This is a genomic window from Streptomyces sp. NPDC002513 (genome assembly GCF_053595355.1).
In genome coordinates this window covers 265,281-278,410 of sequence record NZ_JBSFXK010000003.1, presented here as the reverse complement: position 1 = coordinate 278,410, position 13,130 = coordinate 265,281, and the positions used below count along the sequence as shown (strand labels likewise).

The 13,130-nt window shown below is 70.5% G+C and carries 12 protein-coding genes and 1 pseudogene; 1 reads left to right on the top strand and 12 read right to left on the bottom strand.

Annotated features, from left to right (window positions below; genetic code table 11):
* The 11 genes and pseudogenes from pgi to uvrC all read right to left on the bottom strand — a co-directional run.
* The coding region (gene pgi, locus ACWD5Q_RS04035) for a glucose-6-phosphate isomerase (protein ID WP_451425418.1) at positions 1 to 1,145 on the bottom strand (1,145 nt) is incomplete at its 3' end.
* A 334-nt stretch (positions 1,146 to 1,479) separates the two neighbouring features.
* Positions 1,480 to 1,767 (bottom strand): RNA polymerase-binding protein RbpA, encoded by a 288-nt coding sequence (locus tag ACWD5Q_RS04030; RefSeq protein ID WP_019885342.1) that lies wholly within the window; start codon positions 1,765 to 1,767, stop codon positions 1,480 to 1,482.
* A gap of 263 nt (positions 1,768 to 2,030) precedes the next feature.
* The gene (gene secG, locus ACWD5Q_RS04025) at positions 2,031 to 2,267 is read right to left on the bottom strand and encodes a preprotein translocase subunit SecG (protein ID WP_451425417.1); all 237 of its coding nucleotides are present in this window, start codon (positions 2,265 to 2,267) and stop codon (positions 2,031 to 2,033) included.
* A 131-nt stretch (positions 2,268 to 2,398) separates the two neighbouring features.
* A complete protein-coding gene (tpiA, locus tag ACWD5Q_RS04020) occupies positions 2,399 to 3,154 on the bottom strand; it encodes a triose-phosphate isomerase (RefSeq protein WP_451425431.1) in 756 nt (251 codons plus the stop codon).
* A gap of 42 nt (positions 3,155 to 3,196) precedes the next feature.
* On the bottom strand, positions 3,197 to 4,408 hold the full coding sequence (locus ACWD5Q_RS04015) for a phosphoglycerate kinase (RefSeq protein WP_451425416.1): 1,212 nt from the start codon (positions 4,406 to 4,408) through the stop codon (positions 3,197 to 3,199).
* 159 nt (positions 4,409 to 4,567) lie between these two features.
* Positions 4,568 to 5,575 carry a type I glyceraldehyde-3-phosphate dehydrogenase gene (gene gap / locus ACWD5Q_RS04010; protein WP_451425415.1) on the bottom strand — a complete coding sequence of 336 codons (1,008 nt, stop codon included), beginning with the start codon at positions 5,573 to 5,575 and terminating at the stop codon, positions 4,568 to 4,570.
* 250 nt (positions 5,576 to 5,825) lie between these two features.
* Positions 5,826 to 6,133, bottom strand: a pseudogene (locus ACWD5Q_RS04005) (zinc carboxypeptidase); the annotation flags it as partial.
* Between the two features lie 13 nt (positions 6,134 to 6,146).
* On the bottom strand, positions 6,147 to 7,136 hold the full coding sequence (whiA, locus tag ACWD5Q_RS04000; protein ID WP_451425414.1) for a DNA-binding protein WhiA: 990 nt from the start codon (positions 7,134 to 7,136) through the stop codon (positions 6,147 to 6,149).
* Positions 7,127 to 8,170, bottom strand: a complete 1,044-nt coding sequence (locus ACWD5Q_RS03995; protein ID WP_451425413.1) for a gluconeogenesis factor YvcK family protein — start codon at positions 8,168 to 8,170, stop codon at positions 7,127 to 7,129. The genes whiA and ACWD5Q_RS03995 overlap by 10 nt, the downstream gene beginning before the upstream one ends.
* Complete coding sequence (rapZ, locus tag ACWD5Q_RS03990; RefSeq protein ID WP_451425412.1) at positions 8,167 to 9,177, bottom strand: RNase adapter RapZ; 1,011 nt, start codon at positions 9,175 to 9,177, stop codon at positions 8,167 to 8,169. The genes ACWD5Q_RS03995 and rapZ overlap by 4 nt, the downstream gene beginning before the upstream one ends.
* Positions 9,174 to 11,210, bottom strand: coding sequence for an excinuclease ABC subunit UvrC (uvrC, locus tag ACWD5Q_RS03985; RefSeq protein WP_451425411.1), 2,037 nt, complete (start codon positions 11,208 to 11,210; stop codon positions 9,174 to 9,176). Before uvrC ends, rapZ begins: the two co-directional genes overlap by 4 nt.
* A gap of 460 nt (positions 11,211 to 11,670) precedes the next feature.
* Between uvrC and ACWD5Q_RS03980 the strand changes: the two genes are divergently transcribed.
* Positions 11,671 to 12,627, top strand: a complete 957-nt coding sequence (locus ACWD5Q_RS03980; protein WP_451425410.1) for a hypothetical protein — start codon at positions 11,671 to 11,673, stop codon at positions 12,625 to 12,627.
* Positions 12,628 to 12,671: 44 nt separating this feature from the next.
* Here the strand turns inward: ACWD5Q_RS03980 and ACWD5Q_RS03975 are convergent, their stop codons facing one another.
* Positions 12,672 to 13,100: a Rieske 2Fe-2S domain-containing protein gene (locus ACWD5Q_RS03975; RefSeq protein WP_451425409.1), complete on the bottom strand. Its 429-nt coding sequence runs from the start codon at positions 13,098 to 13,100 to the stop codon at positions 12,672 to 12,674.
* Between the last annotated feature and the right edge of the window lie 30 nt (positions 13,101 to 13,130).

Here is a 13,130-nt window from a genome sequence, read left to right as displayed (position 1 = left end):
CCCCACACCACCGGGCCGGTCTGCCACTCCACCGGATGCCCGTCGCGGTCCACGGACTTGCCGTTGGACTCCATGTCCAACTGCTGGAGGTAGGCGGTGAACTTGGACAGGTAGTGGCTGTACGGCAGCACCGCATGGGTCTGGGCGTCGAAGAAGTTGTCGTACCAGATGCCCAACAGGCCCAGCAGCAGCGGGACGTTGGCCTCGGCGGGCGCGGTGCGGAAGTGCTCGTCGACGAGGTGGAAGCCGTCGAGCATCTCCCGGAAGCGGTCCGGGCCGATGGCGATCATCAGCGAGAGGCCGATCGCCGAGTCGTAGGAGTAGCGGCCGCCGACCCAGTCCCAGAACTCGAACATGTTGTCGGGGTCGATACCGAACTCGGTGACCTTCCCGGCGTTCGTCGACAGGGCCACGAAGTGCTTGGCGACGGCTTCCTGACCGGCCTTCAGCTCGTCGAGCAGCCAGCCGCGCGCCGAGGTCGCGTTGGTGATCGTCTCGATCGTGGTGAACGTCTTCGAGGCGATCACGAACAGCGTCTCGGCCGCGTCCAGGTCCCGGACGGCCTCGTGCAGGTCGGCGCCGTCCACGTTGGAGACGAAGCGGACCGTCAGATCGCGGGCGGTGTAGGCGCGCAGGGCCTCGTACGCCATCGCCGGACCCAGGTCGGAGCCGCCGATGCCGACGTTGACGACGTTCCTGATGCGCCTGCCGGTGTGGCCGGTCCACTCGCCCGAGCGGACCCGGTCGGCGAAGGCGCTCATCTTGTCCAGCACCGCGTGGACCTTGGGGACCACGTTCTCCCCGTCGACCTCGATGACGGCGTCCCTCGGGGCGCGCAGCGCGGTGTGCAGGACCGCGCGGTTCTCGGTGACGTTGATCTTCTCGCCGCGGAACATGGCGTCCCTGAGGCCGAACACGTCCCGGGCGGCGGCCAGCTCGCGCAGCAGCCTGAGTGTCTCGTCGGTGACCAGGTGCTTGGAGTAGTCGACGTACAGATCGCCGGCCTCCAGGGTGTACCCGCTGCCGCGCGCGGGGTCCGCCGCGAACAGGTCCCGCAGCCGCACCTCGCCGAGTTCCTCGCGATGCTTGGCCAGAGCGGTCCACTCGGGCGTCTGATGGAGCCTGGTACGGCTGTCTGCGTTCATCTCGGACTTCCGCCTTCTTCCTTGCCGGTGCCGCTGCGTGTGTCTCACCCCGCTGCCGGTTCCAACCTAATTGATCAGGGGGTGCGGTGGCCCGGTGTCGCACCGTCGTCCGGCACAACAACAGGTACGTCCGGCTTGCACCGGGGTGTCGGCGCGATGACGGGCAGGAGGAAGAAGGGGGCGGCGAGCGGGTCCCGGCCCGGCAGGGCGGCGGGCCTCCACTGCCGCGGCAGGGCCGCGGACGGCGTACACCGTGCGCGCGGAGGCGGACTGCCGCCGGTGGCGGAAAGCAGTTCCGGCCGGGCACCACGCGGTGCCCGGCCGGACTCGGTTTCTAGATCTCGCCCCGCAGCTTGGCGAGCGCCTCGGCGAGGATCGCCTCGCCGTCCGCGTCGCTGCGCCGCTCCCGCACATAGGCGAGGTGCGTCTTGTAGGGCTCCGTACGCGGCGGTGCCGGCGGGTTGTCCCGGTCCTGTCCGGCCGGAAAGCCGCAGCGCGGGCAGTCCCAGGTGTCGGGAACCTGCGCGTCGCTGGCGAAGCTCGGCTGGGTCTCGTGCCCGTTGGAACACCAGAAGGAGATGCGCAGACGCGGCGCGGACTCGCCGCGCTCGGCCTCGCCCATCGGCCCCGCCCCGACCCGGCTTCCCCGGATCGCGTTGCCACTTGCCACGTCGTAACTCCCTGCGTGATGGTGCCGCAAAGCGAGTCGGCGTTTCGCTTCGCTGCGAGCCCCTCAGTCTACGTAAGGCCCAACGCGCGTCCAGTGATGGGAGTTACCCCCGTCCCAGACGCAAGCCCCATGATAGGCCGCGCCCGAAGGCGTGTACCCGACATGGGGCGTTACGTACTTCCTGCGCGGTCTGCCGGTACCGGGCCGCGCAGGCGTCAGCTCTTGACCTTCATCAGCATGCCGAGCACCACGATGCACGCCAACCAGAGCAGACCGACCACGATGGTGATCCGGTCGAGGTTGCGCTCGGCGACCGAGGAGCCGCCGACGGAGGACTGCATGCCGCCACCGAACATGTCGGAGAGGCCGCCGCCCTTCCCTTTGTGCATCAGCACCAGCAGCATCAGCAGCAGGCTGAAGACGATCAGGGCGATCGAAAACCCCAAAACCACGGCTGGACCAACTTCCTCGGACTCGGATGGACGACGGGGGCACGGTGGACGGCCACCATGCCCCCGCAAGGGTACGCCGGATCGCCCCTAGGACACACTCACGGCTGTTCGGTTCGCCCGCGGAGCGCCGGTCACTGGTCCCGGTAGCGGACGATCTTGGCGAACTCGTCGACGTCCAGCGAGGCACCGCCGACCAGGGCGCCGTCAATGTCCGGCTTCGCCATGATTTCGGCCACATTACCCGACTTCACGGAGCCGCCGTACTGGATGCGGACCTTGTCGGCCACGTCCTGCGTGTACAGCTCGGCGATCTTGCCGCGGATCTCCGCGCAGACCTCCTGGGCGTCGTCGGCACCGCAGACCTTGCCGGTACCGATGGCCCAGACGGGCTCGTAGGCGACCACGATGGACTCGACCTGCGCGGCCGAGAGGTCCTTCAGACCGCCCTCGACCTGTTCGAGCGTGTGCCCGACATGGTTGCCCGCCTCACGGATCTCCAGCTCCTCGCCGACGCACAGGATCGGGGTCAGACCGTGTTTGAAGGCCACCTTGACCTTGGCGTTCACCAGCTCGTCGCTCTCGTCGTGGTACTGCCGGCGCTCGGAATGGCCGATCACCACGTACGTGCACTTCAGCTTGGCCAGCATCGGGCCCGAGATCTCGCCGGTGTAGGCGCCCGAGTCGTGCGCCGAGAGGTCCTGGGCACCGTACTTGATCTTGAGCTTGTCGCCGTCGACCAGCGTCTGCACGGAGCGCAGGTCGGTGAAGGGCGGCAGGACGGCGACCTCGACGGCCTCGTAGTCCTTGTCGGCCAGGGCGAAGGCGAGCTTCTGGACGTGGGCGATGGCCTCGAGGTGGTTGAGGTTCATCTTCCAGTTGCCCGCCATCAGCGGCATGCGCCCAGCAGGAATAGATGCAGCCATTGAGGTTCAGTCCTCCAGTGCGGCGAGGCCGGGGAGCGTCTTGCCCTCGAGGTATTCGAGGGAGGCGCCGCCTCCGGTCGAGATGTGGCCGAATGCCGACTCGTCGAAGCCCAGGATGCGGACGGCGGCGGCGGAGTCGCCGCCACCGACCACGGTGAAGCCCGGGGACTCGACGAGGGCCTGGGCGACCACCTTGGTGCCCTCGGCGTAGTCGGGGTGCTCGAAGACGCCCATGGGGCCGTTCCAGAAGACGGTGGCGGCGTCGGCGAGCTTCGAGGCGTACAGCTTGCGGGTTTCCGGACCGATGTCCAGACCCTGCTGGTCCGCCGGGATCGCGTCCGCGGCGACGACGGTGGGATTCGCCGGGGCCTTGGTCCTCAGGTCCGGGAACTCCGGGGCGACCAGCACGTCGACGGGGAGGAGCAGCTCGACGCCGCGCTTCTCCGCGCGCTCGATGTACTCGGTGACGGCCGGGACCTGGTCCTCCTGGAGGAGGGAGATGCCGACCTCGTAGCCCTTGGCCTTGAGGAAGGTGTACACCATGCCGCCGCCGATGAGCAGCCGGTCGGCCTTGTCGAGGAGCTGGTCGATCACGGCCAGCTTGTCGGAGACCTTGGCACCGCCCAGGACGACGACGTACGGGCGCTTGACGTCCTCCGTGAGCTTCTTCAGGACACCGACCTCGGTGGCGATGAGGTAGCCGGCGTAGTGCGGCAGCCGGGCCGGGAGGTCGTAGACGGAGGCGTGCTTGCGGTGCACCGCCCCGAAGCCGTCCCCCACGTACACGTCGGCGAGGGCGGCGAGCCGGTCGGCGAACTCGCCGCGCTCGGTGTCGTCCTTGGAGGTCTCACCGGGGTTGAAGCGCAGGTTCTCGATGACCGCGACCTGGCCCGGCTGAAGGCCGTTCACCGCGTCGTGGGCGGCGGGGCCGACGGTGTCCTGGGCGAACGCCACGGGCGCGCCGAGCAGTTCACCGAGGCGCTCGGCGGCCGGCAGCAGGGAGAACGCCGGATCCGGAGCGCCCTTGGGGCGGCCCAGGTGCGAGGCGACGATCACCTTGGCGCCCGCCTCGGCGAGGGCCCTGACGGTGGGCAGAACGGCGCGGATACGGCCGTCGTCGGTGATGAGGCCGTCGGCCAGCGGGACGTTCAGGTCGGCGCGGACGAAGACTCGCTTGCCGTCCACGCCGTCGGCGAGAAGTTCGTCGATCGTCTTCATGGGGGACTCCAGGTGAGGGCTCTTGATCGTACGAGGGCTGATCGGCCGGCACGCAACGGGCCCCGCCGTGTGCGGGACCGCTCGCTCCACGTGAGTCAGGGCCCGGGCAGCACGCGCTGCCCGAGCCCTGTTCTCACATCGAGATGCCTGCTTCGGCGATCAGAGCTGGTTGCCGACGAAGGCCGTCAGGTCGACGAGGCGGTTGGAGTAGCCCCACTCGTTGTCGTACCAGCCGATGACCTTCACGTTGTTGCCCTCCTGGACCATGGTCAGGGAGGAGTCGAAGGTGCAGGACGCCGGGATGTGCACGATGTCGGAGGAGACGATCGGGTCCTCCGTGTACTCGAGCAGGCCCTTCAGCTCGCCCTCCGAGGCCTTCAGGAAGGCGGCGTTGACCTCTTCCTTGGTGACGTCGCGGGAAAGCTCGACGACCAGGTCGATGACCGAGCCGGTCGGGACCGGGACGCGCATGGCCAGGCCGTCCAGCCTGCCCTTGAGCTGCGGCAGGACCAGGGCGGTGGCCTTGGCGGCACCGGTGGTGGTCGGGATGATGTTCTCGGCGGCGGCGCGGGCGCGGCGCAGGTCCTTGTGCGGGAAGTCCAGGATGCGCTGGTCGTTCGTGTACGCGTGCACCGTGGTCATCAGACCCTTGACGATGCCGAAGTTCTCGTCGAGGACCTTCGCCATCGGCGCCACACAGTTGGTGGTGCAGGAGGCGTTGGAGATGACGTGGTGGTTCGCCGGGTCGTACACGTCCTGGTTGACGCCCATCACGATGGTGACGTCTTCGTTCTTGGCCGGAGCCGAGATGATGACCTTCTTCGCACCGCCGGCGATGTGCTTCTCGGCGTCTTCCTTCTTGGTGAAGATGCCGGTCGACTCGACGACGATGTCGACGCCCAGCTCGCCCCAGGGGATGTCGGCCGGGTTGCGTTCGGACAGAACCTTGATGGCCTTGCCGTCGACGGTGATGGTGCCCTCGGTGTGGGACACCTCCTCGTTGAGGCGGCCGAGGATGGTGTCGTACTTCAACAGGTGAGCGGTGGTCGCGGTGTCACCCAGGTCGTTGACAGCCACGATCTCGATGTCTGCACCCTGCTCCAGCAGCGCGCGGAAGTAGTTACGACCGATGCGGCCGAAGCCGTTGATGCCTACGCGGATCGTCACGAACCGATCTCCTCGTGGTACGCCGGCTCTCGATGCCGGCGAGCTTTATTTGGGATGTCCCCGACCGCCTACGACCCTACCCCCCTGAGGCCTCCGGAGTGACATCGAGATGGCTCATACACGGCAGTGTGGCCCGTACCCGCCAGTAGAGGTACGGACCGCCCTGCCCCGAAGGTCCCGTCACCCCTTCCGGCGATACGGAACCAACTGCCGTTGACAACGGGGGGTCCGGCCGCCGAGCGCGGCGATGCAGAAGCACGGTGCGGTCCGTGGTGACCGCACCGCAGGTCCGCAACAGCGCCCCTGTGCGCGCCCGATCCGTGAGGACGGCGGGGCTGCCCGCGGGCGGGCCGGGCACACTCCAGGCGCCGAGGGACGTCTCGAAGCCGTCGGTCTCGGCGGCGTGCCGCCGCCGACGAGCGGGGCGTCGTCGGCGGGAGAGCCCGGCGCGACCTCGGCCGTCTTCCCGGCGTAGCGGCTCGGAGGGAAGTTCACCCGCGGCCGGCCGTTCGAGGAGCCCGTGAAGCTGTGCCGGGCGCCGGTGGTGCCGGTCGCTGTCGGGGGCTGCCCGTCAGCCCGCCAGGTTGTCCGCCATCTCCTCGGTGAGGTTGGACTCCGTCCCCGGGATGCCCAGGTCCGCGGCGCGCTTGTCGGCCATGGCCAGCAGTCGGCGGATACGCCCCGCGACCGCGTCCTTGGTCAACGGCGGGTCGGCGAGAGCGCCCAGCTCCTCCAGGGAGGCCTGCTTGTGCTCCATGCGCAGGCGCCCCGCGGCCGCGAGGTGCTCGGGGACCTCGTCGCCGAGGATCTCCAGGGCACGGGCGACGCGCGCGCCGGCGGCGACGGCGGCACGGGCCGAGCGGCGCAGGTTGGCGTCGTCGAAGTTGGCAAGGCGGTTCGCCGTGGCCCGGACCTCGCGGCGCATCCGCCGCTCCTCCCAGGCCAGCACGGACTCGTGCGCGCCAAGCCGGGTCAGCAGCGCGCCGATCGCGTCACCGTCCCGGACGACGACGCGGTCCACACCCCGTACCTCCCGCGCCTTGGCGGCGATCGACAGGCGGCGGGCGGCGCCGACGAGGGCGAGCGCGGCCTCCGGGCCGGGGCAGGTCACCTCCAGGGACGACGAGCGGCCGGGCTCCGTCAGCGAGCCGTGCGCCAGGAAGGCGCCGCGCCAGGCCGCCTCGGCGTCACAGGTGGCCCCTGAGACCACCTGCGGGGGCAGGCCGCGGATCGGACGGCCGCGGCCGTCCACGAGGCCGGTCTGCCGGGCGAGCTGGTCGCCGCCCGCCACCACGCGCACCACATAGCGGGAGCCGCGGCGCAGACCGCCGGGGGCCATGACGATGAGTTCGGAGCTGTGGCCGAAGATCTCCAGAATGTCCCGCTTGAGACGCCGGGCCGCCATCGCCGTGTCCAGCTCCGCTTCGATCACGATACGTCCGCTGACCAGGTGCAGTCCGCCCGCGAATCGCAGGATCGCCGAGACCTCCGACTTTCTGCAGCAGGTCCGGGTGACGGGAAGCCGGGCGATCTCGTCCTTCACCGCTGCCGTCATCGCCATGGGCCGATCCTTCCATGCATCCGAAAAATACGGTCGTACGCGGCGGCCAACAGCTCCGGGTCGTGCCGCGGGGTTCCGTCGGTACGGGCCACCGGCGCCAGCTCGACCGCGGCGCCGAACCGCTTGGCGGCCTCGGTCAACGAGGCACGGTCGGGCACGGCGGCCTGGTCGGCCAGCACCACGTCCAGGGCGAGTTTAGGGGCGTGTCGTCCCAAAACCTCCAAATGACGCTGCGGGGAGAACCCTTCGGTCTCTCCCGGCTGCGGCGCGAGGTTGAGGGAGAGCACCCGGCGTGCCTTGGTCTCCATGAGGGCGTCAAGCAGCTCGGGCACGAGCAGATGCGGGATCACGGAGGAGAACCAGGAGCCGGGTCCGAGCACCACCCAGTCGGCGTCCAGGACCGCCTCGACGGCCTCCGGGACGGCCGGCGGGTCGGGCGGCACGAGGTGCACCGACTGCACCTCCCCGTGGGTGAGCGCGACGGTCGCCTGCCCCCGTACGGTGCTGATCTCGTCCGGATGCTCCGGGTCGTGGCCCTTGACCAGGGCCTGAAGTTCCAGCGGGACGGCGGACATGGGCAGGACACGGCCATGGGCGCCCAGGAGCCTGCCGACGAGGTCGAGGGCCTGGACATGGTCGCCGAGCTGCTCCCACAGGGCCACGATCAGCAGATTGCCGACCGCGTGATCGTGCAGATCGCCCCGGGAATGGAAGCGGTGCTGGATGACGCGGGCCCAGGTCTGGCCCCAGTCGTCGTCGCCGCACAGCGCGGCCAGCGCCTTGCGCAGGTCGCCCGGCGGAAGCACGCCCAGTTCGTCGCGCAGGCGGCCGCTGGAGCCGCCGTCGTCGGCGACGGTGACGACGGCGGTGAGGTCACCGGTGATCCGGCGCAGAGCGGCGAGCGAGGCGGACAGGCCCATGCCTCCGCCGAGGGCGACCACCTTGGGCTGGGCACCACGGCGGCGCGCCCGGCCGCCGCGTTCCTCGGGCGCCACTCGGCGCAGCCTGCTCAGCCGCAGAGTACGTCCCGTCACTCGCGCCCCATGTCCCGGTGCACGACCACGGTCTCCACACCCTCGGCGGCCAGGCGGGCGGCGAGCTTCTCGGACATGGCGACGGAACGGTGCTTGCCCCCCGTACAGCCGATGGCGATGGTCACATAGCGCTTGCCCTCACGGCGGTACCCGGCCGCGATGAGCCGGAGCAGCTCGGCATACCGGTCGAGGAACTCCTTGGCGCCGGGCTGGTTGAAGACGTACGCGGCGACCTCCTCGTTGAGGCCGGTGTAGGGGCGCAGCTCCGGGACCCAGTGCGGGTTGGGCAGGAAGCGCATGTCCGCGACCAGGTCGGCGTCGACCGGCAGGCCGTACTTGAACCCGAAGGACATGACGGTGGCCCGCAGTTCGGGCTCCTCCTCGCCGGCGAACTGGGCGTCCATCTTGGCTCGCAGCTCGTGCACGTTCAGGCTGGAGGTGTCGATCACCAGGTCCGCGTCGCCGCGCAGCTCGCGCAGCAGCTCGCGCTCGGCGGCGATCCCGTCGACGATGCGGCCGTCGCCCTGCAGCGGGTGCGGCCTGCGGACCGACTCGAAGCGGCGGACCAGGGCCTCGTCGGAGGACTCCAGGAAGACGATCCGCCGGGTGACGTGCTTCGCCTCCAGGTCGGCCAGGGACTCGCGGAGGTTGTCGAAGAAGCGCCGGCCCCGGACGTCCACGACGACCGCGATCCGGGCGACGTTGCCCTGGGAGCGGGCGCCCAGTTCCACCATGGTGGGGATCAGCGCGGGCGGCAGGTTGTCGACGACGAACCAGCCGAGGTCCTCCAGACACTTGGCGGCCGTCGAACGGCCGGCGCCGGACATGCCGGAGATGATCACCAGCTCGGGGATGCCCGCGTCGGCGGCCCCGGCTGTTTCGCTGCCCGTACTCACCTGTGCTCCGTTTTCCTGGACCGTCGCCTGTGTCCGGTCCTCGCCCGCCTCGTTCCGGGCGGCCTCGCCCTGGGCTGAGCGTTCTTCTGTGCGCTGGTCGTGCTCGGTCATGTCTCCTGCCCCCGTCGCTCGTCCGGGGCGCCCGCGGTCACGGGCTCTCCGGGGGACCCCGGGGTCGTCCCGGGTTCTTCCTCTTCCATGATCTCTCCAGTCGCCGTGTTCACGGCGGGTGCGGCCGGGGCCGCCTGGGCGAGGGCCACGGCGATCGTCCCGGCCGTCTTGCGGCCGATGCCGGGGACCTCCTGAATCTGGTCGATTGTCGCGGATCGCAGCTTTTTCACCGAGCCGAAATGCTTCACGAGCGCCTGCTTGCGGGTCTCGCCGAGCCCTGGCACCTCGTCCAGGGGGCTCGACCTGACCCGTTTGGCCCGTTTGGTGCGCTGATAGGTGATCGCGAAGCGGTGGGCCTCGTCCCGGACGCGCTGGAGCAGGTACAGACCCTCGCTGGTGCGGGGCAGGACCACCGGATCGTCCTGGTCCGGCAGCCAGACCTCCTCCAGGCGCTTGGCGAGACCGCAGACGGCGATGTCATCGATGCCCAGGTCGTCCAGGGCCCGCCGGGCGGCGGCGACCTGCGGCTGCCCGCCGTCGACCACCACGAGCTGCGGCGGGTAGGCGAACCGCCTCGGCCGCCCGTCGTCCTCGGTCAGGGCGACCTCCCCGTCCGCCCATTCGCCCGTCTTCTCCTTCTCCGCGAGGTAGCGCCGGAAGCGGCGGGTGATCACCTCGTGCATGGAGCGGACGTCGTCCTGGCCCTCGAAGCCCTTGATCTGGAAGCGGCGGTACTCGCTCTTGCGCTGCAGCCCGTCCTCGAAGACGACCATGGATGCCACCACGTCCTCGCCCTGGAGGTGCGAGATGTCGTAGCACTCGATCCGCAGCGGGGCGCTGTCCAGGTCCAGGGCTTCGGCGATCTCCTCCAGGGCCCGGGAGCGGGTGGTCAGGTCGGAGGCGCGCTTGGTCTTGTGCAGGGCGAGCGCCTGCTGGGCGTTGCGCTGCACGGTCTCCATGAGCGCCTTCTTGTCGCCGCGCTGGGGGATGCGCAGCGACACATGGGACCCGCGGCGGCCGGTGAGCCAGTCCTGGACCGGCTCTATGGGGTCGGGCAGCGCGGGGACGAGGACCTCCTTGGGCACCGAGTCGCCCGTCTCCTCGCCGTAGAGCTGCTGGAGGGCGTGCTCGACGAGGGCGCCGGTGGTGACGTCCTCCACCTTGTCGGTGACCCAGCCGCGCTGGCCGCGCACGCGCCCGCCGCGCACATGGAAGATCTGCACGGCCGCCTCCAGTTCGTCCTCGGCGACCGCGATGAGGTCCGCGTCGGTCGCGTCGGTGAGCACGACCGCGTTCTTCTCCATGGCCTTCTTCAGGGCATCGATGTCGTCGCGCAGCCGGGCGGCCCGCTCGTACTCCATGTCCTCGGCGGCCTCCGTCATCTGCTTCTCCAGGCGGCGGAGGTACGCGCCCGTGCGGCCGGCCATGAAGTCGCAGAAGTCCTCCGCCAGTTCGGTGTGGTCCTCGGGCGAGATCCGGCCGACGCAGGGCGCGGAGCACTTGCCGATGTAGCCGAGCAGGCAGGGGCGGCCGGTGCGGGCGGCGTTCCTGAAGACGCCCGCCGAGCACGTGCGCACGGGGAACACGCGCAGCAGCAGGTCAACGGTGTCGCGGATCGCCCACGCGTGGGAGTACGGCCCGAAGTAGCGCACGCCCTTGCGCTTCTGGCCGCGCATCACCTGCACGCGCGGGAACTCCTCGTTCATCGTCACCGCGAGGTAGGGGTAGCTCTTGTCGTCGCGGTACTTGACGTTGAACCGGGGGTCGAACTCCTTGATCCAGGTGTACTCCAGCTGCAGAGCCTCGACCTCGGTGGACACCACGGTCCACTCCACGGACGCGGCGGTGGTGACCATGGTGCGGGTGCGCGGGTGGAGGCCCGCCAGGTCCTGGAAGTAGTTCGCGAGGCGCTGGCGAAGGCTCTTCGCCTTTCCGACGTAGATCACCCGACGGTGCTCGTCCCGGAACCTGTAGACCCCGGGAGAGTCCGGGATCTCGCCCGGCTTGGGTCGGTAGCTGGAGGGGTCGGCCATGTCTCACACCCTACTGGCGAGGGCCGACAGCGCGGCGTGCCTGTGGACAACCCCTCCCGGCGGAGTCCCGCCCCGGTCTCGCGAGATCGTCTGGCACCCGGCCGTGGTACCTCCTGCCCCGCCCGCCCCCTCCGGGGCACCCCGTCGGCGGCCGGTCCGCGTGGGCCGGTTCTGTCGGCCACATGCGCGGGGAGCGCACGGCGGGCCGTTTCCGGCGCGCCCGCACAGCAGCCGGTGAGTATCCCGCAGCAGCGGGCGCAGCCTTCGGCCGCGGTCCGCCGCTCGTCGCACCTCAGGTGTTGTCGGGGTCTGGTCAACACGCTTCAATGCGGGAAAACTTCGGGCCGCCGCCGGAGAGGTCCGCTCGTGAACGGACCTCACACGCCTTTGGCATGGCCCGGTACGACCCTGCGCGCGGTCCGACCAGCCGTCGCGCACCCTCACAGAAAGGCCCCCCTGTATGCGGCACGGCACACAGCACGCGGACGTCGTTCCGGTCGTTCCGGCGGAGTTGGCGGCGGCCCTGCGCGGCGGCCCCTTCCATGTCGCGCTGCGCGCCGCGCTCGCCGCCCGCGGGCTGCCGCTGCAGCGCGTGCAGCACCATCTGTCGCGGCACGGGGTCAGGGTCGGGGTGACGAGCCTGAGCTACTGGCAGCAGGGGGCGCGCCGCCCGCAGCGCCCCGAGTCCCTGCGCGCCGTGCGCGCCCTGGAGGAGATCCTCCACCTGCCCGACGAGTCGCTCATCCGGCTGCTCGCCGAGACCGCCGAGCCGACCGGCCCCGACCGGCCCGCGGGCCGGTCGTACCGCTCCCGGGTGGAGGCCTCGGACGCGCTGGAGCGGCTCCTCACCGAGCTGGAGTCGCCGCTCGACGGCGGACTGCACACCATCGGCCACCAGGACCACGTCCGTATCGGAGCGCACCGCGAGCTGCTGGCCCGGGAGTCCCATCACATCGTGCGCGCCCACAAGGACGGTGTGGACCGCTATCTGGCCGTCCACCACGGCGATCCGGGGTGCGCCCCCGAGCACATCACGGTGCACTCGCTGGAGAACTGCCGTACCGGCCGGGTGCGCTGGCATCGCGGCACCGGCGTCCTCGTCGCCGAACTGCTCTTCGACACCCGGCTGTACACCGGCGATACGTTTCTCTTCCGTTACGCCTTCGAGGACGGCACCGCCGGCGCGTCCCGCGAATTCGTCCGTGGGTTCGGCCTGGCGGGCGGCCAGTACGCACTCCAGGTGCGCTTCGACGAGGAGGCCCTGCCGGTGCGCTGCCACCGGTTCACCCAGCACTCCCCCGCCGCCCCCCGCAGCGGCCGCCAGGAGCTGCGGCTGAGCGGGAGCCACCGCTCGGTGCACCTGGTGGAGCCGAGGGTGCGGTCGGGGATCGTGGGGATCGGATGGGACTGGCAGTGATCCTGCCCCGCTGAGCCGTCGAACCGCGGGAGCCGCCCGTGCGGTCAGGCCGCCGGGCCCGCCACGATCCTGCCGTTCTTCACCTCGACGGACAGCTCGTGCAGCGGCTCGGTGGCCGGGGCCTGCACCACCTTGCCCGTGACGGCGTCGAACTGGCTTCCGTGGCAGGGGCAGACCAGCGTCGTGCCCGCCAGCTTGTTGATCGCGCATCCCGCGTGCGTGCAGATGGTGCTGTACGCCTTCAGGGTGCCGTCCGCGGCGCGGCTCACGACGACGTTCTCGTCCCGGTACAGCTTCGCTCCCCCCTCGGGAACCTCGCTCTCGGCTCCGAGCGCGACCGGGGCGGTGGGCGCGGCGGGCGTCGCGCCGGTGTCGCCGCCGGGCGCGCAGGCCGCGAGTCCCAGCCCGGCGACCGGGGTGAGCGCCGCCCCGCGCAGGACGGTACGACGGCTCGCGGAGGGACGGGCGGACATGAGATCTCCACTGGTCAGGGGCGGTGTACG

Coding starts and splice junctions, on each gene's coding strand:
- ACWD5Q_RS04015 (WP_451425416.1), bottom strand. CDS start 4,408: ATGAAGACGATCGACGAACTTCTCGCCGACGGCGTGGACGGCAAGCGA.
- ACWD5Q_RS03975 (WP_451425409.1), bottom strand. CDS start 13,100: ATGTCCGCCCGTCCCTCCGCGAGCCGTCGTACCGTCCTGCGCGGGGCG.
- ACWD5Q_RS03980 (WP_451425410.1), top strand. CDS start 11,671: ATGCGGCACGGCACACAGCACGCGGACGTCGTTCCGGTCGTTCCGGCG.
- uvrC (WP_451425411.1), bottom strand. CDS start 11,210: ATGGCCGACCCCTCCAGCTACCGACCCAAGCCGGGCGAGATCCCGGAC.
- whiA (WP_451425414.1), bottom strand. CDS start 7,136: ATGGCGATGACGGCAGCGGTGAAGGACGAGATCGCCCGGCTTCCCGTC.
- tpiA (WP_451425431.1), bottom strand. CDS start 3,154: ATGGCGGGCAACTGGAAGATGAACCTCAACCACCTCGAGGCCATCGCC.
- ACWD5Q_RS04030 (WP_019885342.1), bottom strand. CDS start 1,767: ATGGGCGAGGCCGAGCGCGGCGAGTCCGCGCCGCGTCTGCGCATCTCC.
- rapZ (WP_451425412.1), bottom strand. CDS start 9,177: ATGACCGAGCACGACCAGCGCACAGAAGAACGCTCAGCCCAGGGCGAG.